Raw genomic sequence first — 25,350 nt, 5'->3', positions numbered from 1 at the left:
CCCCCGGCAGGGCGGCGGCGGCGAGGGCGCCCGCCCGGCGCCCGCGCTGGACGGCGCGGACCGGGGCAGGCTGCTGGCCGGTGACCACCACGCGCCGCACGACGTGCTCGGCGCGCATCCGGTCCCGGGCGGGGTGCTGGTGCGGGCCCTGCGCCCGTTCGCCCGGTCCGTCACGGTGCTGGGCGCCGGGCTGCGGGCGGAGCTGCACGACGACGGCGACGGCTTCTTCTCCGGTGTGCTGCCGGTGCGGGAGGTGCCCGCGTACCGGCTCCGGGTGGCGTACGACGACACCGCCATCGAGGTGGAGGACCCGTACCGCTTCTGGCCCTCGATCGGTGAGCTCGATCTGCATCTGATCGGCGAGGGCCGGCACGAGGAGCTGTGGCGGGCGCTGGGCGCGGAGCCGATGGAGCACCAGGGGGTGACCGGGACCCGGTTCACCGTGTGGGCGCCGAACGCGCGCGGGGTCCGGGTGACCGGTGACTTCACGTACTGGGACGGTACGGGCACACCGATGCGGTCGCTCGGTTCGACCGGGGTGTGGGAGCTGTTCCTGCCGGGCGTGGGCGAGGGCGCGCTGTACAAGTTCGACATCTGCCGCCCGGACGGTTCGCACACGGTACGGGCCGACCCGATGGCCCGGCGCACCGAGGTCCCGCCCGCCACCGCCTCGGTCGTCACCGCCAAGCACTACGAGTGGCAGGACGCGGACTGGATGGCACACCGGGGCGACCGCCCGGTCCACGAGGCCCCGTTCTCGGTGTACGAGGTGCATCTCGCCTCCTGGCGACCGGGACTGACGTATCGTCAACTCGCGGAGCAGCTGCCCTCGTACGTCAAGGACCTGGGATTCACGCACGTCGAGCTGATGCCGGTCTCCGAGCACCCCTTCGGCGGCTCCTGGGGCTATCAGGTCACCGGGTTCTACGCGCCGACCTCCCGCATGGGCACCCCGGACGACTTCCGGTTCCTGGTGGACGCCCTGCACCGGGCGGGCATCGGCGTGATCATGGACTGGGTGCCCGCGCACTTCCCGCGCGACGACTGGGCGCTCGCCGAGTTCGACGGACGGCCGCTGTACGAGCACTCCGACCCGCAGCGGGCGGCCCACCCGGACTGGGGAACGCTGGAGTTCGACTACGGCCGCACGGAGGTACGTAACTTCCTGGTCGCCAACGCCACGTACTGGTGCGAGGAGTTCCACATCGACGGGCTGCGCGTCGACGCGGTGGCCTCGATGCTCTACCTCGACTACTCCCGCGAGGACGGCCAGTGGTCGCCCAACGAGTTCGGCGGGCGGGAGAACCTGGACGCGGTCGCCTTCCTCCAGGAGATGAACGCGACGGTCTACCGCCGCAATCCCGGGGTCGTGACCATCGCCGAGGAGTCCACCGCCTGGGACGGCGTCACCCGCCCCACCGACAGCGGCGGCCTGGGCTTCGGGCTGAAGTGGAACATGGGGTGGATGCACGACTCGCTGGTGTACGTGGCGAAGGAGCCGGTGCACCGCAAGTACCACCACAACGACATGACGTTCTCGATGGTGTACGCGTACAGCGAGAACTACGTGCTGCCGATCTCGCACGACGAGGTGGTGCACGGCAAGCGGGCGCTGGTGGCGAAGATGCCCGGCGACTGGTGGCAGCAGCGCGCCAACCACCGCGCCTACCTGGGCTTCATGTGGGCCCACCCCGGCAAGCAACTCCTTTTCATGGGCCAGGAGTTCGCCCAGGGCGCGGAGTGGTCCGAGGGGCACGGACCGGACTGGTGGCTGCTGGACCCGTCCTACGAGGCGTCCGGCGACCACCGCGGGGTCCGGGACCTGGTCCGCGATCTGAACGCGGTGTACGGGGCGGTCCCCGCGCTGTGGCAGCGCGATGCCGTGCCGGAGGGGTTCAGCTGGGTGGACGGCGGGGCGGCCGAGGACAACGTGTTCGCGTTCCTGCGGTACGACGCGGACGGCTCCCCGCTGCTCGCGGTCTCCCACTTCTCGCCGGTGGTCCGGCACGACTACCGCCTGGGGGTGCCGGAGACCGGGACCGAGGGCTGGGTGGAGGTCCTGAACACGGACGCGGACCGGTACGGCGGCAGCGACGTGCGCAACGAGGAGCCGCTGAAGGCGGAGTCGGTGCCCGCGCACGGCCGGCAGTCCAGCATCTCGCTGACGCTGCCGCCGCTGGCGACGGTGTGGTTCCGCCCGGTGTAGCCCGCCCGGGGGGAGGAGAGACGGCCAGGGGCCCGTGCCGCGTCGTGACGACGCGGCACGGGCCCTCCCCCGTTGCGGCCGCTCACTGCTGGTCGAGCACCTCGACAATGCTCGACCAGGACTGGGAACCGTGGCCCTTGGCGATGGCCCGGTCGGCGACGCCCTTGATCGCCGCCAGCTGCGAGGTGTCCAGACCGCGGTCCTTCGCGGTGTGCAGGATGTGCTCGACACCGGTCGCCATCATGGCGAGGTTGGCGCCGTCGCCCGCGTACGTACGGGAGTCGACGTCGCGCGCGGTGGTCTCCGCGATCGGCGGCAGGATGCCCGCGATCGTGCTGAGGTAGGGAGCGAGCGACACGCCGTCGATGCCCTCCGCACGGGCCAGCGCGAAGGCGTGGACGAGGCCGCCCATGGCTCCGTAGAAGAAGTCCAGCATCGCCATGTCGTAGGCGGCGGCGAGACCGTGGTCCTCACCGAGGAAGGTGGCGGGCTCGCCGAGCGCCTTGAGAACCGGCTCGTACATCGCGTAGGCGGCCCGGTCTCCGGAGTGGAAGACCAGCGCCTCGTCCGAGCCGACCACGTCGACCGGGACCATGACCGCGCCGTCGAGGTAGGCCAGGGAGTGCTTCCGGGCCCAGGCCGCGGTCTGCCGCGAGCGCGCCGGGGTGTCGGTGGTGAGGTTGACCAGGACCCGCCCCTCCAGCGCTTCGGCCAGCGGCTCCAGGAGGGCGTCGGCGGCGTCGTAGTCGACGACGCAGACCACGACGAGCCCGCTCGCCCGCACGGCCTCCTCGGCGGACGCGGCGCGCGCCGCGCCGCGGGCCACGAGGTCATCGCCCTTGCCGGGGGAACGGTTCCAGACGGTGGTGGGGTGGCCGGCTGCCAGGAAGGCCCCGGCGAGGGCTCGGCCCATGTCACCGAGACCGAGAACGGTCACGGGGGTGGGGGCGGGTGCGGTGGTCGTGGTGTTCGCTTGCGTCATGGGGACCATCCTGCGCAGGCGAAGGAGGCCTGACCAGAACCCACTTCACTGTCAGATACGCACTTTCGGGAAAGGGTCGAGGTCAGCGCGTTCCGCCGGGTGAAACCCGTAAGGACATCCGTTCCGGGGGGATACGCAAGGACACCCGTACCGGGGGTACGGGTGTCCTTGGGTGGGGGGACACAGTGGTCGGGGAGGGCGGGAAAGCGGTGGCGATCAGACCTTGGCGGGCTGCTCGGCGGCGGTCTCCCGCTGCTCCGGGACGTCGCCGGAGTCCGCCGGGCCGCCGGACGGCGCGTGGTCGTCGACGAGGGTCCGCTCGTCGAAGGGGACCCGGCCCGCGAGCACCTCGGCCACACGCTCCTTGTCGATCTCCTTGGTCCAGTGGCCGACCAGGACCGTGGCGACCGCGTTGCCCGCGAAGTTGGTCAGGGCGCGGGCCTCGCTCATGAAGCGGTCGATGCCGACGATCAGGCCGACACCGTCTACCAGTTCGGGGCGGTGCGACTGGAGTCCGCCCGCGAGGGTCGCCAGGCCCGCGCCGGTGACGCCCGCCGCGCCCTTCGAGGCGATGATCATGAAGATCAGCAGCGAGATCTGCTCGCTCGCGCTCAGCGGGTCGCCCATCGCGTTGGCGATGAACAGCGAGGACATCGTGAGGTAGATCGCGGTGCCGTCGAGGTTGAAGGAGTAGCCGGTCGGCACGGTGATACCGACGACGGGCTTACTGACGCCCAGGTGCTCCATCTTCGCGATGAGCCGCGGCAGGGCGGACTCGGAGGAGGAGGTGGAGAGGATGAGCAGGAACTCGCGGCCCAGATACTTCAGCAGGGAGAGCAGGTTCACCCCGGCGACCAGCCGCAGGATCGCACCGAGCACCACGAAGACGAAGAGCCCGCAGGTGACGTAGAAGCCGATCATGATGATCGCCAGCGACTTCAGGGCGTCGAGCCCGGTCTCGCCGACCACCGCCGCGATCGCGCCGAACGCGCCGACCGGGGCGGCCCACATGATCATGGCGAGGATGCGGAAGACGAGCCGCTGGATGTGGGTGATGCCACGGATGACCGGCTCGCCCGCCGAGCCCATCGCCTGGAGCGCGAAGCCCGCGAGCAGGGCGACCAGCAGGGTCTGGAGCACCTCGCCCGCCGTGAAGGCGGAGACGATGGTGGTCGGGATGATGCCGAGCAGGAAGTCCACGGTGGACTCGCTGGCCCCGGACGCCTGATCCTCACCGGCGGCACGGGCCGCCTCCGTGATGTGGAGGCTGGAGCCGGGCTCAAGGAAGTTGCCGACCAGCAGGCCGATGGCGAGGGCGACGGTCGACATGGCCAGGAAGTAGCCCAGCGCCAGCCCGCCGACCGCGCCGACCTTGGCCGCCTTGCGGACCGAGCCGACGCCCAGCACGATCGTGCAGAAGATGATCGGCGAGATCATCATCTTGATCAGGTTCACGAAACCGGCGCCGATGGGCTTCAGCTCGACGGCCACCCCGGGGGCCACGAAGCCCACCAGGATGCCGAGCGCCACGGCGGCGATCACGGCGATGTACAGATAGTGGGTGCGGTCCCGCTGTTCGGCTGCCACAGCCATGGTGGGGCTCCTCGGCTCGGTCAGGGCTCTGCGCCCCCGTCCCTGGGGGCTCCGGTGACTATCCACCGCCCTGTGACCCCGGTCACCCTTGCGTTCATAACGTTCACGGGCGCTTTCGAGCCACTGGGGACCGGGTGTGCCGGCGAGGCAGACTGTGGGGCATGCGCCTCCCCCGTACCCGTCCCCGCAGCCTGGCCGGCCAGCTCTTCGCCATGCAGGTCGTGCTGATCGCCGCCGTGGTGGCCGGGTGCGCCGTCTTCGCGTACGTCTCGGGCAGCGCGCAGGCCGAGGAGACGGCCACCCGGCAGGTGCGGGCGGCGGCCGTCGCGGTGGCCGATTCCCCCTCCGTACGGGAGGCCATCCGCACCCCGGACCCGTCCGCCGTGCTCCAGCCGTACGCGGAGCAGGTCCGCGCGGACACCGGGATCGCGTTCGTCACGATCATGGACACCGGGCGGAAGCGCTGGACCCACCCGGACGCCTCGCTGATCGGCGACACCTTCCTCGGCCACACCGAGGAGGCGCTGCGCGGGGAGACCTTCACCGAGACGTACACCGGCACCCTCGGCCCCTCGATACGGGTGGTGACCCCGATCCGCGACGACGGCCGGATCGTCGGCCTGGTCAGTGCGGGCATCACGGTGGAGCGGGTCTCCTCGCAGGTACGGGAACAGCTGGGCGCCCTCGCCCTGGCGGCGGGCGGCGCGCTGGCGGCGGGCGGGATCGGCACGTACGTGATCAACGCCCGGCTGCGGCGGCACACCCACGGGATGAACGCGGCCGAGCTGAGCCGGCTGCACGACTACCACCAGGCCACCCTGCACGCGGTGCGCGAGGGGCTGCTGATGCTGGACGGGCGGCGGCGGATCGCTCTGATCAACGACGCGGGCCGTGAGCTGCTGGGGCTCGCCCCGGAGGCGGCGGCGGTCGGCCGGACCGTCGACGAGCTGGACCTGCCCGCGCCGCTGACCGGGGCGCTGCTGGCGTCGGATGTGCGGGTGGACGAGCTGCACCTCACGGCGGAGCGGGTGATCGTCGTCAACACCCGTCCAGTGGTGGGCGGTGAGCGGCGCGGCACGGTGGTGACCCTGCGCGACCACACCGAGCTCCAGGCGCTGACCGGTGAGCTGGACTCCGAGCGCGGTTTCACGCAGGCGCTGCGCTCGCAGGCCCACGAGGCGGCGAACCGGCTGCACACCGTGGTGTCGCTGATCGAGCTGGGCCGGGTGGAGGAGGCGGTGGACTTCGCGACCGCGGAACTGGAGCTGGCCCAGGCGCTGACCGACCGGGTGGTGGGCGCGGTGGAGGAGCCGGTGCTGGCCGCGCTGCTGCTGGGCAAGGCAGCCCAGGCGAACGAGCGGGGCGTGGAGCTGGAGCTCGCCGAGGACAGCCTGATCGACGACGGGGCGCTCCCGGACACCCTCCCCCAGCGCGATCTGGTGACGATCCTGGGCAATCTGATCGACAACGCGGTGGAGGCGGCTTCCGAGGGCGCGGAGGGCGTGCGGGGTTCGGGGCCGGGGCCCGTGCCGCGTACGGGCGGGGGCGCCGCGGGCCGGGCCCGGGTCACGGTGACGGCCCTCGCGGACGGGCGGGAACTGCTGCTGCGGGTCGCGGACACCGGGGCGGGCATCGGCCCCGAGGCGGCGGACGAGGTGTTCCGGCGGGGCTGGTCGACGCACGGGGCGGGGCGCGGCCTCGGCCTCGCCCTGGTGCGGCAGGCCGCCCATCGCAACGGGGGCACGGTGGAGCTGGACGAGGGCCCGGAGGGCGGGGCGCGGTTCACGGTGCGGCTTCCGCTCGGGGACCGTACGGCTCTCGGGGACCGTACGGCTCCCTGGGGCCGCGCGGCGCGAGCGACAGCGAAGGAAGTCACGGCGTGATCCGGGTGCTGGTGGTGGAGGACGATCCGGTGGCCGCCGACGCGCACCAGATGTACGTGGAGCGGGTGGAGGGCTTCACGGTGACGGCGGTGGCGCACACCCGGGCGGCGGCGGTGCGGGCGCTGGAGCGGACCCCGGTGGACCTGCTGCTGCTCGACCTCTACCTCCCCGACGGGCACGGGCTCGGGCTGCTGCGCTCGCTGCGGGCGGCCGGGCACGGGGCGGACGTGATCGCGGTGACCTCGGCGCGGGATCTCGCGGTGGTCCGGGAGGGGGTGTCCCTCGGCGTCGTGCAGTACGTCCTGAAGCCGTTCACCTACCCCACGCTGCGGGACCGGCTGGTGCGGTACGCGGAGTTCCGGGCGGCCGCAGGGGAGGCGAGCGGGCAGGAGGAGGTGGACCGGGCGCTGGGCGCGCTGCGGGTCGCCCACCCGGCGGCACTGCCCAAGGGCCTCAGCGGCCCGACCCTGGAAGCGGTGACCCGGGTCCTGAAGGAGTCGCCGGACGGGGTGACCGCGGCCGCCGCCGGGGAGGGGCTGGGGATCTCGCGGATCACGGCGCGACGCTATCTGGAACATCTGGTGAGCGTGGGCAGCGCGGCGAGGCGTCCGCATTATGGGCAGGTCGGCCGACCGGAACTGCACTATCGCTGGCTGGCCTCGGGCCTCTGACCGCGTGCCGGGAGCCACGGCGACAAGCGCTTACCGGCGCAGTTTTCGGTGCTCAGGGGGGCTGCGCGCGGGTGGAGGGGAAAGCGCTGGTGGGGTGTCGTTTGCGTACCGCCCATCCGGTTCGCCCTAGGAGGTTCCTACGAAGCGTGTTCTGTGGGGAACGTACCGTAGCCAGAGCGGTTCCTGACTCCTACGGTTGGCCCGTGCACCCCACCCCGCCGTTCAACGCCCCCGCCGCGCGCCGTCTCCGCGAGGCTCTGGGGATGGCTCCCGGCCATGTCGCCTACGGGCTCGCCGCCCAGTACGGACTCCGGATCAGCGCAGAGACAGTCATCGCCTGGGAGCGCGGCATCGTGACGCCCGGGGAACGCGAACTGACCGCCCTCGCGGGCGTCCTCTGGTGCGCCCCCGGTGAGCTGCTCGCCGCCGCCACGACCCTGCGCGAGCACCGGATGACCCGGGACCTGGCCGTGGACGACCTGGCCCGGCAGCTGGGGATGACCGGCGCCTCGTATCTCCGCATGGAGGAGTCGGGGCGCTGGCGCGGCAACGAGAAGCAGTCCCAGGCGCTGTGCCGGGCGCTGGACCTGTCGGCGGCGCAGTTCCTCACGGCCACGGGCCGCGACGAGGAGCTGGCGGGGCTGCTGAGCAGCGCGGTCACCACGCGCTGGCAGGCTTACGTCCGGCCGGTGGCCAAGATCGTGCCGCTGGACCGGGCGCTGATCCAGGACGTGCTGGAGCGACTGCACTCCGACTACCAGGCGCTGATGGTCTCCACGCTGAGCTGGAGCAGCACGGGCCGGGAACGCTCCGGCTCGACGGGCGACGCGGGGCGGGCGTTCCTGGCCCGGGTGGTGGAACACTTCTGGCGGACTGCCGGGGTGTGAACCCGGCAGGCCTCGGGTGCGCGGCTCTGTGCGCGGCTCTAGAACACGGACTCCGCCTCGTACATCCGGTCCGCCGGGACCGTCTTCAGCCGCGTGATCGCGTCCGCGAGCGGCACCATGGCGATCTCGTTGCCGCGCAGCGCGGTCATACGGCCGAAATCGCCGCGGTGCACGGCCTCCACGGCGTTCCAGCCGAAGCGGGTGGCGAGCACCCGGTCGTACGCGGTGGGCGTGCCGCCGCGTTGGACATGACCGAGAATGACCGGCCGGGCCTCCTTGCCGAGCCGGGTCTCCAGCTCGACGGCGAGGCGGTTGCCGATGCCCTGGAAGCGCTCGTGGCCGTACTGGTCGATGGCGCCCTTGGCGTACGGCATGGAGCCCTCGGCCGGGTGCGCGCCCTCGGCGACGCAGATGACGGCGAACTTCTTGCCGCGCGCGAAGCGTTCCTCGACCATCTTGACCAGGTCGTCGACCTGGAAGGGCCGCTCGGGCAGGCAGATGCCGTGGGCACCGCCCGCCATCCCGGACTCCAGGGCGATCCAGCCCGCGTGGCGGCCCATCACCTCGACGACCATCACCCGTTGGTGGGACTCGGCGGTCGTCTTCAGACGGTCTATGGCTTCGGTCGCGACGCCCACCGCCGTGTCGAACCCGAAGGTCCGGTCGGTGGCGGAGATGTCGTTGTCGATGGTCTTCGGGACGCCGACGACGGGCATGCCCGCGTCGGAGAGCATCCGGGCCGCGGTGAGCGTGCCCTCGCCGCCGATCGGGATGAGCGCGTCGATGTCGTAACGGCGGGCCAGCTCCTCGCAGTTCTCGGCGGCCTCTCGCAGCCGGTCGCGCTCCAGGCGGGCCGAGCCGAGGATCGTGCCGCCACGGGCGAGGATGCCGCTGACGGCGTTGAGGTCGAGGGGGCGGAAGTGGCCGTCCAGGAGGCCCTTGAAGCCGTCCTCGAAGCCGATGACCTCGTCGCCGTGGCCCACGACGGCCCGGTGCACGACCGACCGGATCACTGCGTTCAGGCCGGGGCAGTCGCCGCCCGCGGTGAGAATTCCGATGCGCATCGAGGTATGTCTCCTGCTCGCTAGTACCGCGCTTTCCGGGGGACCGACCCAGGCGGTCCCCGTGCCCTGAACCGTGACGATTGTCCCACGCCCGGCACGGCCCCCGCGCTCTCGGCAAGGCCTGGCGGGGAAGCGGGCGGCAGGAATCCGGGGCCGGGACTTCCGGGAATCCGTGCGAGGACTGGCGAGGAGCTCCGCCCGGGAGGACCGGGACCTCCGGCGGGCGATATAGCTGCCCCCGCAGGTATCGTCAAGAGGCAATGCTGGCCAATGCCGCACCCGGCGGACCGCCGGGAACAGCACGGGGACGGCCCGGAACACCACCGCTCGTCCGGACGCCCCGCGGTAAGCGGAACCGAACAACGACGGGAGAGCTCGCGTGGCGCGCAGCGTGTACGTGACCGGGATCGACCGGGGGGACGGCCGTCAGGTCGTCGAACTGGGAGTCATGGAGCTTCTGACGCGCCAGGTGGACCGGGTCGGGGTGTTCCGCCCGCTGGTCCACGACGGACCCGACCGCCTCTACGAGCTGCTGCGGGCCCGCTACCGGCTCTCCCAGAGCCCGGCCTCCGTCTACGGCCTCGACTATCACGAGGCTTCCGCCGTGCAGGCGGAGAAGGGTACCGACGAACTGGTCTCCCGCCTCGTCGACCGCTTCCACCAGGTGGCCCGGGACTACGAGGCGGTCCTCGTCCTCGGCAGCGACTTCGCCGCCACCCAGCTCCCCGACGAGCTGGCGCTGAACGCCCGGCTGGCCAACGAGTTCGGCGCCTCGGTGATCGCGGTGGTCGGCGGCAAGGGCCAGAACGCGGAGTCCGTCCGCGCCGAGACCCGTAACGCCTACCGCGCCTACGCGGGCCTCGGCTGCGACGTGCTGGCCATGGTGGTGAACCGGGTCGCCGCCGAGGACCGGACGGCGATCGCGGAGCGGCTCACGGCCCGGCTGCCCGTACCCGTCTCCGTACTGCCCGACGACCCGGCGCTCTCGGCGCCCACGGTCGCCCAGATCACCTCCGCGCTGAACGGCACGGTGCTGCTCGGCGACGACTCGGGGCTCGCCCGCGACGCGCTGGACTTCGTGTTCGGCGGGGCGATGCTGCCGAACCTGCTGAACGCGCTGACCCCCGGCTGCATGGTCATCACCCCCGGGGACCGGGCCGACCTGGTGGTGGGCTCGCTCGCCGCGCACAGCGCGGGCACCCCGCCCATAGCCGGTGTGCTGCTGACCCTGGACGAGCGGCCCGGCGAGGAGATACTCACGCTGGCCGCGCGGCTCGCACCGGGGACCCCGGTGGTGTCGGTGGCCGGCGGCTCTTTCCCCACCGCGACCGAACTCCTCTCCCTCGAAGGGAAGTTGAACGCCGCCACCCCCCGCAAGGCGGAGACCGCGCTCGGTCTTTTCGAGCGGCATGTGGACACCGGGGCGCTGCTGGAGCGGATCTCGGTGGCCCGCAGCGGGCGGGTCACGCCGATGATGTTCGAACACGAGCTGCTGGAGCAGGCGCGCTCCGACCGCCGCCGCGTGGTGCTGCCCGAGGGCACCGAGGAACGGGTGCTGCGCGCCGCCGACGTGCTGCTGCGCCGGTCCGTCTGCGACCTCACCCTGCTCGGTGACGTGGACGTGATCCGCAAGAAGTCCGCCGACCTCGGCATCGACCTCGCGGACACCCAGCTGATCGACCCGCACACCTCGGAGCTGCGCCAGAGGTTCGCCGAGCGGTACGCACAACTGCGCGCGCACCGCGGGGTGACGGTGGAGCTGGCGTACGACGTGGTGGCGGACGTGAACTACTTCGGCACGCTGATGGTCCAGGAGGGCCTGGCCGACGGGATGGTGTCCGGGTCGGTGCACTCCACCGCCGCGACCATCCGCCCGGCCTTCGAGATCATCAAGACGAAGCCGGACGCGTCGATCGTCTCGTCCGTCTTCTTCATGTGCCTGGCCGACAAGGTGCTCGTGTACGGCGACTGCGCGGTCAACCCGGTCCCGAACGCCGAGCAGCTCGCGGACATCGCGGTGCAGTCGGCGGTGACCGCGGCCCGGTTCGGCGTGGAGCCCCGGATCGCGATGCTGTCGTACTCCACCGGGACCTCGGGCTCCGGCGCGGACGTCGACAAGGTGCGCGAGGCGACCGAGCGGGTCCGGGCGGCACGGCCCGAGCTGCGGGTGGAGGGACCGATCCAGTACGACGCGGCGGTCGAGCCGTCCGTCGCGGCGACGAAACTGCCCGACTCGGAGGTGGCGGGCCAGGCGACCGTGCTGATCTTCCCGGACCTCAACACCGGCAACAACACCTACAAGGCCGTACAGCGCTCGGCGGGCGCGGTGGCGGTCGGCCCGGTCCTCCAGGGTCTGCGCAAGCCCGTCAACGACCTCTCGCGCGGTGCGCTCGTCCAGGACATCGTCAACACCGTGGCGATCACCGCGATCCAGGCCCAGGGCGAGGAGCGCCCCGTATGACGTACTCCACCACCGACCACGAAAGCACGGCAGCCCCTGTGGAACCGCACCGCGTACTCGTCCTCAACTCCGGCTCCTCGTCGGTGAAGTACCAGCTGCTCGACATGCGCGACCGCTCCCGGCTCGCCTCGGGCCTGGTCGAGCGGATCGGCGAGGAGACCTCGCGCCTCGCGCACACGCCGCTGACCGGCGGTGGCGCGGAGCCCCGTGAGCGTACGGGCCGGATCGCGGACCACGGCGCGGCGCTCAAGGCGGCCGCCGAGGAGCTGGCGGCGGACGGCCTCGGCCTCGACTCCCCCGAACTCGCCGCGATCGGGCACCGGGTGGTGCACGGCGGGCTGAGGTTCAGCGCGCCGACGGTGATCACCGACGAGGTGCTCAAGGAGATCGAGCGCCTGGTCCCGGTGGCCCCGCTGCACAACCCGGCCAACATCACGGGCATCCGTACGGCGCAGGCGCTGCGGCCCGACCTGCCGCAGGTCGCGGTGTTCGACACGGCGTTCCACACGACGATGCCGGAGGCTGCCGCGCGGTACGCGATCGACGTGGAGACGGCCGACGCGCACCGCATCCGCCGCTACGGCTTCCACGGCACCTCGCACGCGTACGTCTCACGGAGGACGGCCGAGCTGCTGGGCCGGGCCCCGGAGGAGGTGAACGTGATCGTGCTGCACCTGGGCAACGGGGCGTCGGCCTCGGCGGTCGCGGGCGGGCGGTGCGTGGAGACCTCCATGGGGCTGACCCCCTTGGAAGGGCTCGTGATGGGTACGCGCTCCGGTGACATCGATCCGGCGGTCACCTTCCACCTGAAGCGGGTGGCGGGCATGTCGACGGACGAGATCGACGTCCTGCTGAACAAGAAGAGCGGGCTGGTCGGCCTGTGCGGCGACAACGACATGCGGGAGATCCGCCGCCGGATCGACGAGGGCGACGAGCGGGCGGCGCTGGCCTTCGACATCTACATCCACCGGCTGAAGAAGTACATCGGCGCCTACACGGCGGTGCTCGGCCGGGTGGACGCGGTGGCGTTCACGGCGGGGGTCGGTGAGAACGCGGCCCCGGTACGGGAAGCTGCCATCGCGGGCCTGGAGGAGCTGGGCATGGCGGTGGACGCCTCGCTCAACGCCGTACGGTCCGGGGAGCCGCGGCTGATCTCGCCGGAATACGCCCGGGTGGCAGTCGCCGTGGTACCGACGGACGAGGAGCTGGAGATCGCCGAGCAGACGTTCGCGCTGGTCGGGCGGGGTGACGCCGCCGGCCCGGTGCGCATCGACAACTGAGCACCCCCGCGCCCCTTTGTATCTTCCACCAGACGGAATATTCCGCAGCGAAACAAACCGATAGGATCCGCCTCATGCGCCGTTCCAAAATCGTCTGTACCCTCGGTCCCGCCGTCGACTCCCATGAGCAGCTCGTCGCTCTGATCGAGGCCGGCATGAGCGTGGCCCGTTTCAACTTCAGTCACGGCACCCACGAGGAACACCAGGGCCGTTACGACCGTGTCCGCGAGGCGGCCGCCGAGACCGGCCGCGCCGTGGGCGTGCTCGCCGACCTCCAGGGCCCGAAGATCCGGCTGGCGAAGTTCGCCGAGGGCCCGGTCGAGCTGGTCCGCGGGGACGAGTTCACCATCACCTCCGAGGACGTCCCCGGCGACAAGTCGATCTGCGGCACGACCTACAAGGGTCTGCCCGGTGACGTCGTCAAGGGCGACCCGATCCTGATCAACGACGGCAACGTCGAGCTGAAGGTCGTCGCGGTCGAGGGCCCCCGGGTGAAGACCATCGTCATCGAGGGCGGTGTCATCTCCGACCACAAGGGCATCAACCTGCCCGGCGCGGCGGTGAACGTCCCGGCCCTGTCCGAGAAGGACGTCGAGGACCTGCGCTTCGCCCTGCGGATGGGCTGCGACCTGGTCGCGCTCTCCTTCGTCCGGGACGCCGACGACGTCAAGGACGTCCACAAGGTGATGGACGAGGAGGGCCGCCGGGTCCCCGTCATCGCCAAGGTGGAGAAGCCGCAGGCGGTCGAGCACATGGAGGGCGTCGTCATGGCGTTCGACGGTGTGATGGTGGCCCGTGGCGACCTGGCCGTCGAGTACCCGCTGGAGAAGGTCCCGATGGTGCAGAAGCGCCTGGTGGAACTGTGCCGGCGCAACGCCAAGCCGGTGATCGTGGCGACCCAGATGATGGAGTCGATGATCACCAACTCGCGGCCGACCCGCGCCGAGGCGTCCGACGTCGCCAACGCGATCCTGGACGGCGCGGACGCGGTCATGCTGTCCGCCGAGTCCTCGGTGGGCGCCTACCCGATCGAGACGGTCAAGACGATGTCGAAGATCGTCGTCGCCGCCGAGGAGGAGCTGCTCTCCAAGGGCCTCCAGCCCCTGGTCCCCGGCAAGAAGCCCCGTACGCAGGGCGGTTCGGTGGCCCGCGCGGCCTGCGAGATCGCGGACTTCCTCGACGGCAAGGCCCTGGTCGCCTTCACCAAGTCCGGCGACACCGCCCGCCGTCTCTCCCGCTACCGCGTGGCCCAGCCGATCCTGGCCTTCACCACGGACGAGGCCACCCGCAACCAGCTCGCCCTGAGCTGGGGCGTCGAGGCGTTCGTCGTCCCGCACGTGGACAACACCGACGCGATGGTCGACCTGGTCGACGCGGAGCTCCTGAAGCTCAACCGCTACAACACCGGTGACACGATGGTCATCACCGCCGGCTCGCCTCCCGGCATCCCCGGCACCACCAACATGGTCCGGGTCCACCACCTGGGCGGCGAGCGGGACTGACCCGCCGCTGTACGACTACGGCCCCCGGGCGCGCCAACGCCCGGGGGCCGTAGTCGTGCCACCGGCCGGTGGCACAAGCCGGTCGCGGCGTCAGCTGAAGACCACCGAACGGAGCTTCAGCCGCTCGGATGCGCGCCCTCCGGGGCGCAGGGCGAAGTGGTCGCCCTCGCAGTCGGCATCGGTGAAGAGAACGGCGGTCGCGTCAGTGAAATTGCGCGGCGAGTGCGCGGGCTCCGAGGCGGCGGGGTCGGACACCTCGGGCAGGTTGACGCACTCCCGGCTCGGCGGGTCGATCAACTGGCCGATCTGCCGCTGCCCGTCGGCACCGGTGTAGGAGTAGCCGAAATAGCCGTTGGCCGCCCAGGCCGAGTTGGGCACGGTCACGATGAGGGCGAGGGCGCCGAGAGAGGCGGCCAGCGTACTGCGAAGACGCACGGGTGTTCCTTGGGTAGGCGAGCGGTTGCGGCTCCACCCTGCCCCGGCCGCCTTCAGGTTCATGCCGGTCACCGGAGGCAGTCACCCGAACGAACACCGCCGAATCGATTCCCTCTGAGCCGAACGGGGCAGCCCGCCGTACCGGATCATGGTCGAATTCCGAGCGTGAACGCCCTCATATGTCCTGGCAGATGCGAGAGCGCCGGACGGATGCACCGCGGCCCTCCGACCCTCGCACCATCGGCGCCCACCGCATCGAGGGACGTCTCGGCGCGGGCGGTGTGGGGCAGGTCCACCGCGGCATGTCTCCGGCCGGACGGACGGTCGCGGTGAAGGTCATCCGCCTGCTGCTGGTCACCGCGTACCCCCTTGAGCCGCACTCTCGCCAGTGCCGACGCCGAAGGGGCCGTCCGGGTCTGGGACACGGTCGCGGGGAAGTCCCTCACCGCCTTCACCTGCCCCAACTCCGCCGAGCGGCTGGGCGTTCAGCCCGGCCGGCAAGCGCCTCGCGGCGGGAATGAGCTCCGGAACCAGCGCCACCGCAAGGACACCGTGCGGCTCTTCACACTGCCCTGAGCCCGCCGACGACCGTGGCCCGCGCCCCCGGGACGCGGGGGTGCGGGCCACGGTCGCTGTGCGGCTCCCGGACGGGATCGGGGGAAGGCTGCTAGCGGTTGCCGCCTTCGAGGTAGTTCTTGAGTCCGGGGACGGTGAGCGTGCCGCCGAACTGGCCCGCCTGGGTCACCTTCACTTTGGTGAAGAAGGCGAAGGGGACGTTCAGCGGCGGCGGGGTCTCCGGGCTGAAGGTGATCGGGATGAGGCCGAAGAGGTTGCCCTTCAGCTCCTCCGTGTACATCGTCACCGTGCCGTTGCGGATCGTCGACGTGGAACCGGGCCGCGACTTCACATGGCCCGTGGTGCCCGCGGGGCCGACGGTCAGCTGGTGGAGGTCCTTGATGTCGATGGAGCTGGCGGTGAACTTCAGCACCTTCTTGATGCTGCCGTCCGCCTTCTTCACCTCGACGATGCCGTGGTAGTCCAGGCCTCTGAGGGTGAGCAGCGTCGATTCCAGGGTCCACGGGTCGCTCGGGAGCAGCGGGACGCCGGGCTCCAGCTCGGCCGCGGCCAGTGCGCCGGGGTCGGGCTCCGGGCAGGGGAAGCGCGGCTTGGCGCCGTCCGGGATGTCCTCGTCCTTCTTGGGGTCGAGTCCCTTGACGTCCTCGTCGAGCTCCTCGACGTCCTCGCCCGCCTTCGCGGCCGCCTCGCGGATGGCGTCGGCCGTCCTGTCGGCCTCGGCCTTCACCTTGTCGGGCGCGTCCTCGGCCTCGTCCTTGGCCGGGGACTCCGGCTTGTCGGCCGTGGGACTCGGGGACGGGCTCGCCGACGCCGCAGGCTTCTCGTCGGCCTTGTCCGTGTCCTTGTTCGGGCCGTCGAAGAGGTCCCTGAGGGCGTCGCCGACGCCGAGCGGGTCGAGCGGGTTCCTCGACTTGGTGGGCGTCGGTGCCGCGGTGGGCTCCTCGGCGGCCTGCGCCGCCTTGTCCGCTGCCGCGTCGTCGCCCTTCGCGTCGGTCCCGGGCTCCTCAGGGGCCTCGGTGGCCGAACCGCCGGCCGGGGGCTTCGGGGTCGCGGACTCGTCCGTGCCCGCCTTCTCGTCCTCGTCCGGCTTCTCGTCCTCGTCCGCCCGGTCCGTGGCCGTGGCCGACGGGGACGGGGTGGCATCGGGCGACTCGGACGCGTTCGGGTCCTCGTCGGACCGGGTGACGCAGGGGCCCGGCGCGAACGGGATGTCGGTGCCGTCGTCGGCCAGGGCGAGCTTGGGGGTCAGCCCCATGCCCACGAAGACGGCGGTCGGCATCGCGGCGAGCGCCAGCGCCTTCTTGCCGCTGGGCAGGTTGAGCTTGGTGAGGAGCGACTTCCGGGGTGCCGCGTGACGAGGGCCCTTGCGCTCGCGGAGGTCGTCGCCGGGGTACGCGTTCATGTGCTGTCCGTCGTCACCCCGCACGATGGCTCCCCCCGTCGGCTTCGGCCGCCGTGTCGGACCCGGCGCCCTGCTGCTGGGGAACGGTCGCCGCACCCTGGAGCGCGTCCTCGGAACGTTCCTGGGGACGCTTCTCGTACGGCTGCTCGTCGAGCGGGGCCTCGTCCGCGCTCTTCGGCTCGCCGGGGGCCCAGGAAATGGACAGGGCTCCGCCGATGAGGGCGAAGAGGAAGCCGATGACGAAGCCGCCGATGTTGGCGACGGGTATGGACACCAGCGCGAGCAGGATGGCCGCGACGCCCGCGAACACCCGGACGATGTGGTGGAACCACATCGTCAGCCCCAGGGTGACCAGCAGGACCCCGATGATCAGGGACCCGGCACCGGCCGTGGTGGACATGGCCAGCGTCATATTGCCGAGCTTCATGCTGGCGTAGGGAAAGTAGGCGATGGGTAGACCGCCCAGGATGGCGAACAGACCCGCCCAGAACGGCCGGTTACCCCGCCAGGTGCGGAAGCGTCGCTGAATGACGCGGATGTAGTGCTCGTTCTGCCCTGTGGACTCGGGGCTCATGGAAAACAGCTCCCTGGAACCGGTACTGCCGTGAGAAGAGAAGGGGTGGGTGACCGGAGAGCCCTCCAGGGGCGTTCCGGTCACCCGGGCGAGTGCTTAGAAGCACTCCTCGACGCCCTTGTGCAGCCTCAGGCTCAGGTTGCTGAGCTTGAAGGTGCCGGCCGTGGTCGCCCAGGCCGTCTGCTTCACGTCGGTGAGAACGGCTTCGTCGGCGCGCTGCGCGAAGCCCTCTTCCTTGGCCTGGGTGCCAGGCTGGATGCCTATGCTCCCCGGCTTGTTGGGCTTCTTGAGGGAGCCCGCCGCGACACCGATGTCGATGTTCCTGAACTCGGCGTCCGCGTCGAGCTGCGACACATCCAGGTAGAGGTTGGTCGCCTCGACCGGCTTCTTCGGGTCCGTACCGGCCTTCAGCTTCAGGCTGACGCTGCCGAGCCCGAACGGAAGGTTCGGCGTCACCACCGACTGGCACATGTTGGTGATGGTGGCCTTGCTGAAGCCCGACACCGCGACCGGGTGCGCGGCGTCCTTGCCGTTCAGGTCCTTGCCGACAGCGACGCTGCCGTACTGGACGAAGTCCTCACCGACGAGCTTGTCGGTGCGGACCTTGAAGCTCTGGCCGGACACACTGAACGACGCGGCCAGAGCGCCCTGCGCGAGGCCCACGCCCACCGCCGCCGTGGCGACGACACTGGGCACCATGACCAGAGCGAAACGCTTCCATCTCGTCCCACCGCGAACCTGGGAACTCATATTTGCTCCTTCTTCTCGGACGTACATCTCCGGCCGGGCGTCATGCCCGTCCTGGGATGGGAGAAGTGCTACGTCCTCGGGAAGGAGAGCGCCCGTATCGGAGACGTGTCCCGCATCCGATCCACCGGCGTTCACCCCCGAGCGACTAACCACTGGCCGCGCGTTCCGCGCAGCCGGTCGGACAGGCCCCGCCTGTCGGCGGGAACCCCCCTGTCCGCGGTCGGCGGCACTGCCGCCGACCCACTCGGCGGGGACCCAACAGGCCCTCAGGCCCCGGCTGGAGACCGGGCTGGGGGTATTGGACCGAGCGTGGCCGATCGTGGTGCATTCACGGCCCCGGCACAAGAGGGATCGTTACTGGCTAGTAACGGCCCGATAACCTCGATACGACAGGGCGGCATTACGCGGCGACGCAGGGTGGCACGAAAGGGACATCCGAATAGCGGGAAACTCTCTGGAAACGGGACAGAACCGCCGACCCGCTTTACTGCGAGTAACAGCGCGTCCCTTTGTCAAGATTTGGTAAAGCGAAGATGCTCCGCGGCGGCGATCGGCGCCGATACGGCAAAACGGCCGCGCTGCCTGTGGCGTAGCGCGGCCGTCTTGTCACATCGGGACAACAGGCGGATCTCGTCGGATCGACGAGGGTCAGAACAGGACGCGGGCCAGTGCCGTCCGCGCCGCGGTGACCCTCGGGTCCTCCGGGCCGATCACCTCGAACAGCTCCAGCAGCCGCAGCCGCGCGGTGTTCCGGTCGTCGCCCGCGGTGCGGCGGACGGCCTCGACCAGCCGGCCGAAGGCGTCCTCGACGTGACCGCCGACCAGGTCGAGATCGGCGGCGGCGATCTGGGCGTTCACATCGTCCGGCTTGTCCGCGGCGTCCTTGCGGACCGCCTGCGGGTCCATGCTCTGGACCCGGCCGAGCAGTTCGGCCTGAGCCAGGCCGAGCTTGGCCTCCGGGTTGCCCGGGTCGTCGGCGAGCACGTTCCGGTACGCCTGAACGGCGCCGCCGAAGTCGTTGGCGTCGAGCGCGGAGGCGGCCGCCTCCAGCAGGGCGTCGTACGGGCCGGGCGGCGCCTCGGCCGGGGCGGCGTCCGCGGTGGCGTCCGGGTCGACGGCGATCCCGGTGAGGCCGAAGCGCTCCTCGCCGACCTGGATCAGCTGGTCCAGCGTCTCGCGGATCTGGGCCTCGGGGGCCGCGCCCTGGAAGAGGGGGAGGGCCTGCCCGGCGACGACAGCGAAGACGGCCGGGATGCCCTGGATGCCGAACTGCTGCATCAGCATCTGGTTGGCGTCGACATCGACCTTGGCCAGCAGGAAGCGGCCGTTGTACTCGGCGGCCAGGCGCTCCAGCAGGGGGCCCAGCTGCTTGCACGGCTCGCACCACTCGGCCCAGAAGTCGATGACGACAGGGACCTCGGCGGAGCGCTGGAGGACCTCGCGTTCGAAGCCCGCTTCATCGACGTCGATCACCAGGGCGGCGGGCGCGACGGCGCCGGTGCCCCCCGTGCGGGCGGCCTCCGCGCGGGCCTGCTCCGCCTTGGCCTTGGCCTCGCCGGCCGCCTTGACAGCGGCGAGGTCGACGACGCCGCTCATGGACATGTTCCTAGGCTGCATACGTACATCCTCCCCCCTGAGCACACCGATCCGGAAAGCGATACGAGAACCGGGCCGGTCCGCAGCCCCTGCCGGTGTGCGGGGCGGGCGGAACGAGACGGTCCCGGGCCCCTGAAAGGCCCTGGTGGAACTGGCCGGGCCCCGAAAGACCCGGTGGACCCGCCGGATCCCCATCCGGCCGGTCCGTGTGGCTCCGGGTCCCCACCCGGCGCCCGGGCCCTCCGTGAGGGCCCTGGTGGCTGTCGCTCGTACGTGGCGTCCGGGGCGGGTCCGACCGCCTTCCTTACGCTACGACCCGTAGCGTAACTGCCGATCGGCCCGGCGGCACAGGTGATCCTGGTGATCTGTCTCACGGAGTCCGAGCCGGAACGGTTCTCCCTACCGGCCGGTATGGTCGCCGCATCATGAACGACAGCGACCCCAAAGCCACCCGAACGGGACGTCCGCGGAGCACCGCGGCCGATGCCGCGATCCTTGAGGCGACGCGGGCGTCCCTGGTCGATCTCGGCTGGTCGAAGCTGACCATGGGCGATGTGGCGACCCGGGCGGGCGTCGCCAAGACGACGCTCTACCGGCGCTGGGCGGGCAAGAACGAGCTGGTCGTGGACGCGGTCGCGGTGCTCTTCGACGAGCTGGAGCTTCCCGACCGCGGCAGCCTGGCGGCCGATGTGCAGGGCGTGGTGCTCCAGTTCGCCGCGCTGCTGGAGCGGCCGGAGACCCGGACCGCGCTGATGGCGGTGGTCGCCGAGTCCACCCGGGACGACTCGCTGCGCCGCCGGATCCGCTCGGCGATCGTGGACCGGCAGAAGCGGCTGGTGCTGCTCGGCCGGGAACGCGCCCAGGCCCGCGGCGAGCTGCGCTACGAGGACGACGCCTCGACGGCAGCCCGCAACGCGGACCTGATCTTCGATGTGATCGCCGGTGCGGTGGTGCACCGCACGCTGGTGAGCGCGGAGCCGGTGGACGCCGAGTGGGCGAGCGGCTTCACCTCGCTGCTGCTGCTGGGGCTGTCCGGCGCCCAGGCGGAGTAGCTCCGCCGTCAGACCTGATAGCGGTCGGGGGCGAAGAGGTGGAGGTGCTCCGCCACCCAGGCCGACGTCCGCTCCAGCCCTTCCTCCAGGGTGACCTCGGGCTCCCAGCCGGCCCACGTCCGGGCCCGGGTGTTGTCGGAGACCAGCCGGTGCACCTCGCTGCCGGAGGGCCGAAGCCGCGCCGGGTCCACGACGATCTCGGCGTCCCGGCCGGAGGCGGTGACGAGGGCCTTCGCCAGGTCCCCGACCGAGATCTCCCGGCCGGTGCCGAGGTTGACGCTCTCCCCCAGTGCCCGGTCGCAGTCGGCCAGCGCCAGGAAACCGGCCGCGGTGTCGGTGACGTAGGTGAAGTCACGGGTGGGGGTCAGCGAACCGAGCCGGATCTCCCGGGCCCCGGAGTGCAGTTGGGCCAGGATCGTGGGGATGACCGCGCGGGCGGACTGGCGGGGCCCGTACGTGTTGAACGGCCGCACGACCGTCACCGGCAGCTCGAAGGCGTGCCAGTGGGAGAGCGCCATCATGTCCGCGCCGATCTTGGAGGCGGAGTACGGCGACTGCGGCTGGAGCGGGTGGTCCTCGCTGATCGGGGCGGTGAGCGCGGTCCCGTAGACCTCGCTGGTGGAGGTGTGCAGGAGACGGCGTACGGAGTGGCGGCGGCAGGCCTCGGCGATGTTCTCGGTGCCGACGACGTTGGTGCGGACGTACGCGCCCGGGGAGTCGTAGCTGTAGGGGATGCCGATGAGCGCGGCGAGGTGGAACACCGTGTCGCAGCCCTCGACCGCGTCCATCACGCGTCCCGCGTCGCCGACGTCCCCGGCGATCATCTCGACCGGGCCGTTCGGGTCGTCGAGGTAGCGGGCGAGGTGACCCTTCTCCGCGTACGGCTTGTAGTGGACGAACGCCTTGACGCGCGCCCCGCGTTCGACGAGCAGGTCCACGAGGGTGGAGCCGATGAAGCCCTCGGCCCCGGTGACGAGGGCCGTGCGGCCGTTCCAGTCGATGATGTCCTTCATGAGGTGAACTCCCTTGCGTCGGAGGGTCGTACGGAGGTGGCGGCGAGGCGGCGGACCGTCTCGGCGAGCAGGTCGGCGGCGCGGGCGTGGTTGCCCGGGTCTGCCGCCCGCCCCATCACCGCGAGCCGGGCCGGGTCGGCGAGCAGCGGGTCGATCAGTCCGGCCAGCCGGTCGGCGGTGGCCTCGGCGTCGGGGACGAGGTGGGCGGCGCCCGCGTCGGAGAGGACCCGGGCATTGTGGGTCTGGTGGTCACCGGGGGCGTGCGGGTACGGCACGAGGACGGCGGGCACCCCGGTCGTGGCCAGCTCCGCGATCGTGGCCGAGCCCGCCCGGCAGACCACCAGGTCGGCCACCGCGTAGGCGAGGTCCATCCGGTCGAGGTAGGGCACCGCCCGGGCTACGGGCCCCGCGCCCGCGTCGGCCAGTTCCGGACCGGACGCCCCCGGCGCGGCCGGCCCCTGCGCGACAGGCCCCACACCGGCCCCCGTCCCCGCCCCCGCCTCGGCCAGCTGCCGCCGGGTCTCCGCGAGCGCGGCCGGGCCCGTCTTGATCAGGAGGTGGACGTCCCCGCGGCCCCGCCAGCGGGCGGCGAGGCCCACGGCGGCGGCGGTGAGGCGGGCCGCGCCGAGGCTGCCGCCGTTGAAGAGGACGACCCGCGCCCCCTCGGGTATCCCGAAGGCGCGCCGGGCCTCCTCCCGCAGGGCGGGCCGGTCCAGCGCGGCCAGCGACGCGGCGATCGGCATGCCGACGGTCTGCGCCCGCTCGCCGCCCGACAGATGGGCCCGGCTGCCGTCGAAGGCGACGGTGAGGTGTTCGGTGAGCCGGGCGGCGAACTGGTTGGCCCGGCCCGGGACGGCGTTGGACTCGTGGATCACGCTGGGCAGTCCGGCCATCCTGGCCCCGACGATCGCCGGGGCGCTCGGATAGCCGCCCATGCCGACGACGACCTGGGCCTTCTGCGTACGCAGGATCGAGCGGGCCTGGGCGCCGGAGCGCAGCAGCGCGGCCGGGAGGAGGAAGCGCCTGGCGCCGAGGGCGGGGTCGAAGGGGATCATGTCGACGGTGTGCAGCCGGTATCCGGCGGCCGGGATCAGGGTCGTCTCCAGCCCGCGTTCGGTGCCGATGAAGGAGATGACCGCGTCCGGGTCGGCGCGGCGCAGGGCCTCGGCGAGGGCGAGACCGGGGTAGATGTGACCGCCGGTGCCGCCCGCACCGATCACGACGGAGAGTGGTGTGCGCATGGCCGCCACTCTCGGGGTGCGGCTTAAGAAGGTTCTAAGAGTCCGGTTTGGCAGTCTTCGGGGTATGAACGGCATGAGCGGCACGCGGAGTACGAGCAGGATTCTGGTGGCCGAGGACGAGCCGGAAGTGCGGGCCGCCGTCGAGGACGGGCTGCGGGTCGAGGGGTACGAGGTCCGGGGCGTCGGCGACGGTCTGGCGGCGCTGTCGGCGGTGGCGGCCTGGCAGCCGGACGCGCTGGTCCTGGACGTGATGATGCCGGTGCTCGACGGACTCGCGGTCTGCCGGAGGCTGCGGGCGATGGAGGACCGGACGCCGGTGCTGGTCCTGACGGCGCTGTCGTCGGTGGCCGAGCGGGTGGACGGGCTGGAGGCGGGGGCCGACGACTATCTGGTGAAGCCGTTCGCGCTGGACGAACTGGTGGCGCGGGTGCGGGCGTTGCTGCGGCGGGCCGCGCCGCCCGCCCCGGACGGGGATCTGTCCTTCGCGGATCTGACGCTGGACCCGGTGGCCCGGACCGGGCGTCGCGGCGGCCGCCCGGTGGAGTTCTCGCGCACCGAAGCCGCCCTGCTGGAGCTGCTGCTCCGGCACCCGGGCCAGGTGCTGCCGCGCGAGGTGATCCTGGAGCGGGTCTGGGGCCAGGACTTCGGCCCGGACTCCAACTCGCTCGCGGTGTACGTGGGTTATCTGCGCCGCAAGCTGGAGGCGGGCGGCGAACCGCGCCTCGTCCACACCGTGCACGGGCTCGGCTACCGGCTGGACGTGGCGTGAGCGGGGTGCGGCGGCTGGGCGCCCGCTGGCGGCGCAGGCGGCCGCTGCGTACGCGCCTGGCGCTCGCGGCCTCGGCGGCGGTGGCGCTGGTCGCCGTCGGGGTGTGCGCGGCGGCGTTCTTCGTGATCCGCTACGAGCTCCTGCATCAGCTGGACCTGTCGCTCACCCAGTCCGCGACCCGGGTGATCCAGGAGAACCGGGGCCAGGGCCCGCAGATCGTGGCGGGCGAGTGCCGCTTCCTCTCCGCCCCGGCCTGCGCCCAGGTGGTCCCGGCCGACCCGGCATCGGACCCGGAGGCCGCCTATCTGCTGCCCGTCTCCGCCCCCGTACGGGAGGTGGCGGCGGGGACGCGGGCCCCGTACTTCAGCAATGCCACCCGCTTCGGGCAGCCGCTGCGGATGCTGACGACCCCGTTCGGGGACGGGCGGGCGCTCCAGGTGGCGCTGCGCGCGGACCCGGTGGAGCGGGGTGTGCGGCAGGCGGCCGTGCTGCTCGCGGCGGTCGGCGGGGCGGGCGTCCTGCTGGCTGGGCTGCTCGGGTACGCGGTCTCGCGCACCGGTCTGGCCCCGGTGGCCCGACTGACCTCGACCGCCGAGCGGATCGCGGCGACCCGGGACCCGCGCCACCGCATCGAGCTGCCGCCGGGCCCGCCCGGGCGCCAGGACGAGGTGACGCGCCTGGCCGCCAGCTTCAACACCATGCTCGGGGAGCTGGAGCAGTCGGTGAGCTCCCAGCGCCGGCTGGTCGCGGACGCCTCGCACGAGCTGCGGACCCCGCTGACCGCGCTGCGCACCAACGCGGAGCTGCTGGCCCGCGCGGACCGGCTGACGCCCGCGCAGCGGGAGCGGGCGTCGGGGGCGCTGGGGCGGCAGATCCGGGAGGTGACCGGGCTGGTGAACGACCTGATCGAGCTGGCCCGGGACGAGGAGCCGCTGCCGCTGCTGGAGGAGGTACGGATCGCGGGGCTGGCGGAGCACGCGGTGGCCACGGCCCGTACGCACTGGCCGCGCGTCCGGTTCTCGCTGGACATGAGGCCGGGGGCGGCGGAGGCGACGCGGCCCGGGGTACCGGCGCGGCTGGCCCGGCTGCTGACGAACCTGCTGGACAACGCGGCCAAGTTCAGCCCGCCGGACGCGCCGGTGGAGGTGGGGCTCGCCTCGTACGGGGGCGGCGTTGAGCTGACCGTCCGGGACCACGGCCCGGGGATCGCGGCCGAGGACCTCCCGTATGTCTTCGACCGCTTCTACCGGGCCGAGGCGGCACGTGCCCTGCCCGGCTCCGGGCTGGGGCTGGCGATGGCCCGGCAGATCGCCCGCGCGCACGGGGCGGAGCTGACGGTACGGGCGGCGCCGGGCGGCGGTGCGCTGTTCGTGCTGACGTTCCGGGGGGAGGGCCCATGACCGGCAAGGGCTG

The 25,350-nt window shown here is 72.0% G+C and carries 21 protein-coding genes; 11 read left to right on the top strand and 10 right to left on the bottom strand.

Going from position 1 to position 25,350, the window contains the following annotated elements; genetic code table 11:
• A partial coding sequence (glgB, locus tag CIB93_RS19630; RefSeq protein WP_257002257.1) for a 1,4-alpha-glucan branching enzyme occupies positions 1–2,206 on the top strand: 2,206 nt, incomplete at its 5' end.
• Positions 2,207–2,288: 82 nt separating this feature from the next.
• Here the strand turns inward: glgB and CIB93_RS19625 are convergent.
• Complete coding sequence (locus tag CIB93_RS19625) at positions 2,289–3,188, bottom strand: NAD(P)-dependent oxidoreductase (RefSeq protein WP_096628454.1); 900 nt, start codon at positions 3,186–3,188, stop codon at positions 2,289–2,291.
• A gap of 216 nt (positions 3,189–3,404) precedes the next feature.
• Positions 3,405–4,781 carry a cation:dicarboxylate symporter family transporter gene (locus CIB93_RS19620; RefSeq protein ID WP_096628453.1) on the bottom strand — a complete coding sequence of 459 codons (1,377 nt, stop codon included), beginning with the start codon at positions 4,779–4,781 and terminating at the stop codon, positions 3,405–3,407.
• A 161-nt stretch (positions 4,782–4,942) separates the two neighbouring features.
• Here CIB93_RS19620 and CIB93_RS19615 point away from each other — a divergent pair, with 161 nt between their 5' ends.
• From CIB93_RS19615 to CIB93_RS19605, 3 genes are all read left to right on the top strand, one after another.
• A complete protein-coding gene (locus CIB93_RS19615) occupies positions 4,943–6,664 on the top strand; it encodes a sensor histidine kinase (protein WP_096628451.1) in 1,722 nt (573 codons plus the stop codon).
• Positions 6,661–7,335, top strand: a complete 675-nt coding sequence (locus tag CIB93_RS19610; RefSeq protein ID WP_096628450.1) for a response regulator — start codon at positions 6,661–6,663, stop codon at positions 7,333–7,335. Before CIB93_RS19615 ends, CIB93_RS19610 begins: the two co-directional genes overlap by 4 nt.
• A 263-nt stretch (positions 7,336–7,598) precedes the next feature.
• Positions 7,599–8,222 carry a helix-turn-helix transcriptional regulator gene (locus tag CIB93_RS19605; RefSeq protein WP_257002258.1) on the top strand — a complete coding sequence of 208 codons (624 nt, stop codon included), beginning with the start codon at positions 7,599–7,601 and terminating at the stop codon, positions 8,220–8,222.
• 38 nt (positions 8,223–8,260) lie between these two features.
• Here the strand turns inward: CIB93_RS19605 and CIB93_RS19600 are convergent, their stop codons facing one another.
• Positions 8,261–9,286, bottom strand: coding sequence for an ATP-dependent 6-phosphofructokinase (locus tag CIB93_RS19600; RefSeq protein WP_096628446.1), 1,026 nt, complete (start codon positions 9,284–9,286; stop codon positions 8,261–8,263).
• Between the two features lie 379 nt (positions 9,287–9,665).
• Between CIB93_RS19600 and pta the strand changes: the two genes are divergently transcribed.
• The 3 genes from pta to pyk all read left to right on the top strand — a co-directional run bounded on the left by pta (position 9,666) and on the right by pyk (position 14,529).
• Complete coding sequence (gene pta, locus CIB93_RS19595) at positions 9,666–11,747, top strand: phosphate acetyltransferase (RefSeq protein ID WP_096628444.1); 2,082 nt, start codon at positions 9,666–9,668, stop codon at positions 11,745–11,747.
• Between the two features lie 38 nt (positions 11,748–11,785).
• Positions 11,786–13,027 carry an acetate kinase gene (locus CIB93_RS19590; protein ID WP_179500171.1) on the top strand — a complete coding sequence of 414 codons (1,242 nt, stop codon included), beginning with the start codon at positions 11,786–11,788 and terminating at the stop codon, positions 13,025–13,027.
• 74 nt (positions 13,028–13,101) lie between these two features.
• On the top strand, positions 13,102–14,529 hold the full coding sequence (gene pyk / locus CIB93_RS19585) for a pyruvate kinase (RefSeq protein ID WP_096628441.1): 1,428 nt from the start codon (positions 13,102–13,104) through the stop codon (positions 14,527–14,529).
• Positions 14,530–14,619: 90 nt separating this feature from the next.
• Here the strand turns inward: pyk and CIB93_RS19580 are convergent, their stop codons facing one another.
• Complete coding sequence (locus CIB93_RS19580; RefSeq protein ID WP_096628439.1) at positions 14,620–14,964, bottom strand: hypothetical protein; 345 nt, start codon at positions 14,962–14,964, stop codon at positions 14,620–14,622.
• Positions 14,965–15,333: 369 nt separating this feature from the next.
• On the opposite strand from CIB93_RS19580, the gene CIB93_RS19575 reads away from it, so the two are divergent.
• Entirely contained in the window at positions 15,334–15,540 is a 207-nt protein-coding gene (locus CIB93_RS19575; protein WP_096628438.1) for a hypothetical protein, read from the top strand.
• A gap of 91 nt (positions 15,541–15,631) precedes the next feature.
• On the opposite strand, the gene CIB93_RS19570 is transcribed toward CIB93_RS19575, so the two are convergent.
• The 4 genes from CIB93_RS19570 to CIB93_RS19550 all read right to left on the bottom strand — a co-directional run bounded on the left by CIB93_RS19570 (position 15,632) and on the right by CIB93_RS19550 (position 19,883).
• On the bottom strand, positions 15,632–16,966 hold the full coding sequence (locus CIB93_RS19570; protein WP_096628436.1) for a hypothetical protein: 1,335 nt from the start codon (positions 16,964–16,966) through the stop codon (positions 15,632–15,634).
• Entirely contained in the window at positions 16,956–17,516 is a 561-nt protein-coding gene (locus tag CIB93_RS19565) for a DUF6114 domain-containing protein (RefSeq protein WP_096628435.1), read from the bottom strand. The genes CIB93_RS19570 and CIB93_RS19565 overlap by 11 nt, the downstream gene beginning before the upstream one ends.
• A gap of 96 nt (positions 17,517–17,612) precedes the next feature.
• Complete coding sequence (locus tag CIB93_RS19560; protein WP_096628433.1) at positions 17,613–18,266, bottom strand: DUF6230 family protein; 654 nt, start codon at positions 18,264–18,266, stop codon at positions 17,613–17,615.
• A 648-nt stretch (positions 18,267–18,914) separates the two neighbouring features.
• Entirely contained in the window at positions 18,915–19,883 is a 969-nt protein-coding gene (locus CIB93_RS19550) for a tetratricopeptide repeat protein (protein ID WP_096628432.1), read from the bottom strand.
• A gap of 404 nt (positions 19,884–20,287) precedes the next feature.
• On the opposite strand from CIB93_RS19550, the gene CIB93_RS19545 reads away from it, so the two are divergent.
• The gene (locus CIB93_RS19545; RefSeq protein WP_096628430.1) at positions 20,288–20,914 is read left to right on the top strand and encodes a TetR/AcrR family transcriptional regulator; all 627 of its coding nucleotides are present in this window, start codon (positions 20,288–20,290) and stop codon (positions 20,912–20,914) included.
• Between the two features lie 8 nt (positions 20,915–20,922).
• On the opposite strand, the gene CIB93_RS19540 is transcribed toward CIB93_RS19545, so the two are convergent.
• Both CIB93_RS19540 and CIB93_RS19535 read right to left on the bottom strand, forming a co-directional pair.
• Positions 20,923–21,927 (bottom strand): GDP-mannose 4,6-dehydratase, encoded by a 1,005-nt coding sequence (locus CIB93_RS19540; protein ID WP_096628429.1) that lies wholly within the window; start codon positions 21,925–21,927, stop codon positions 20,923–20,925.
• Positions 21,924–23,168, bottom strand: a complete 1,245-nt coding sequence (locus tag CIB93_RS19535) for a glycosyltransferase (RefSeq protein WP_096628427.1) — start codon at positions 23,166–23,168, stop codon at positions 21,924–21,926. Before CIB93_RS19535 ends, CIB93_RS19540 begins: the two co-directional genes overlap by 4 nt.
• 64 nt (positions 23,169–23,232) lie before the next feature.
• Between CIB93_RS19535 and CIB93_RS19530 the strand changes: the two genes are divergently transcribed.
• On the top strand, positions 23,233–23,937 hold the full coding sequence (locus CIB93_RS19530) for a response regulator transcription factor (RefSeq protein ID WP_179500170.1): 705 nt from the start codon (positions 23,233–23,235) through the stop codon (positions 23,935–23,937).
• On the top strand, positions 23,934–25,337 hold the full coding sequence (locus CIB93_RS19525) for a cell wall metabolism sensor histidine kinase WalK (protein WP_096628426.1): 1,404 nt from the start codon (positions 23,934–23,936) through the stop codon (positions 25,335–25,337). The genes CIB93_RS19530 and CIB93_RS19525 overlap by 4 nt, the downstream gene beginning before the upstream one ends.
• Positions 25,338–25,350: the final 13 nt, after the last annotated feature.

The organism is Streptomyces sp. WZ.A104 (genome assembly GCF_002382885.1).
GTDB lineage: Bacteria > Actinomycetota > Actinomycetes > Streptomycetales > Streptomycetaceae > Streptomyces.
This window is presented reverse-complemented; position numbering and strand designations above follow the sequence as displayed.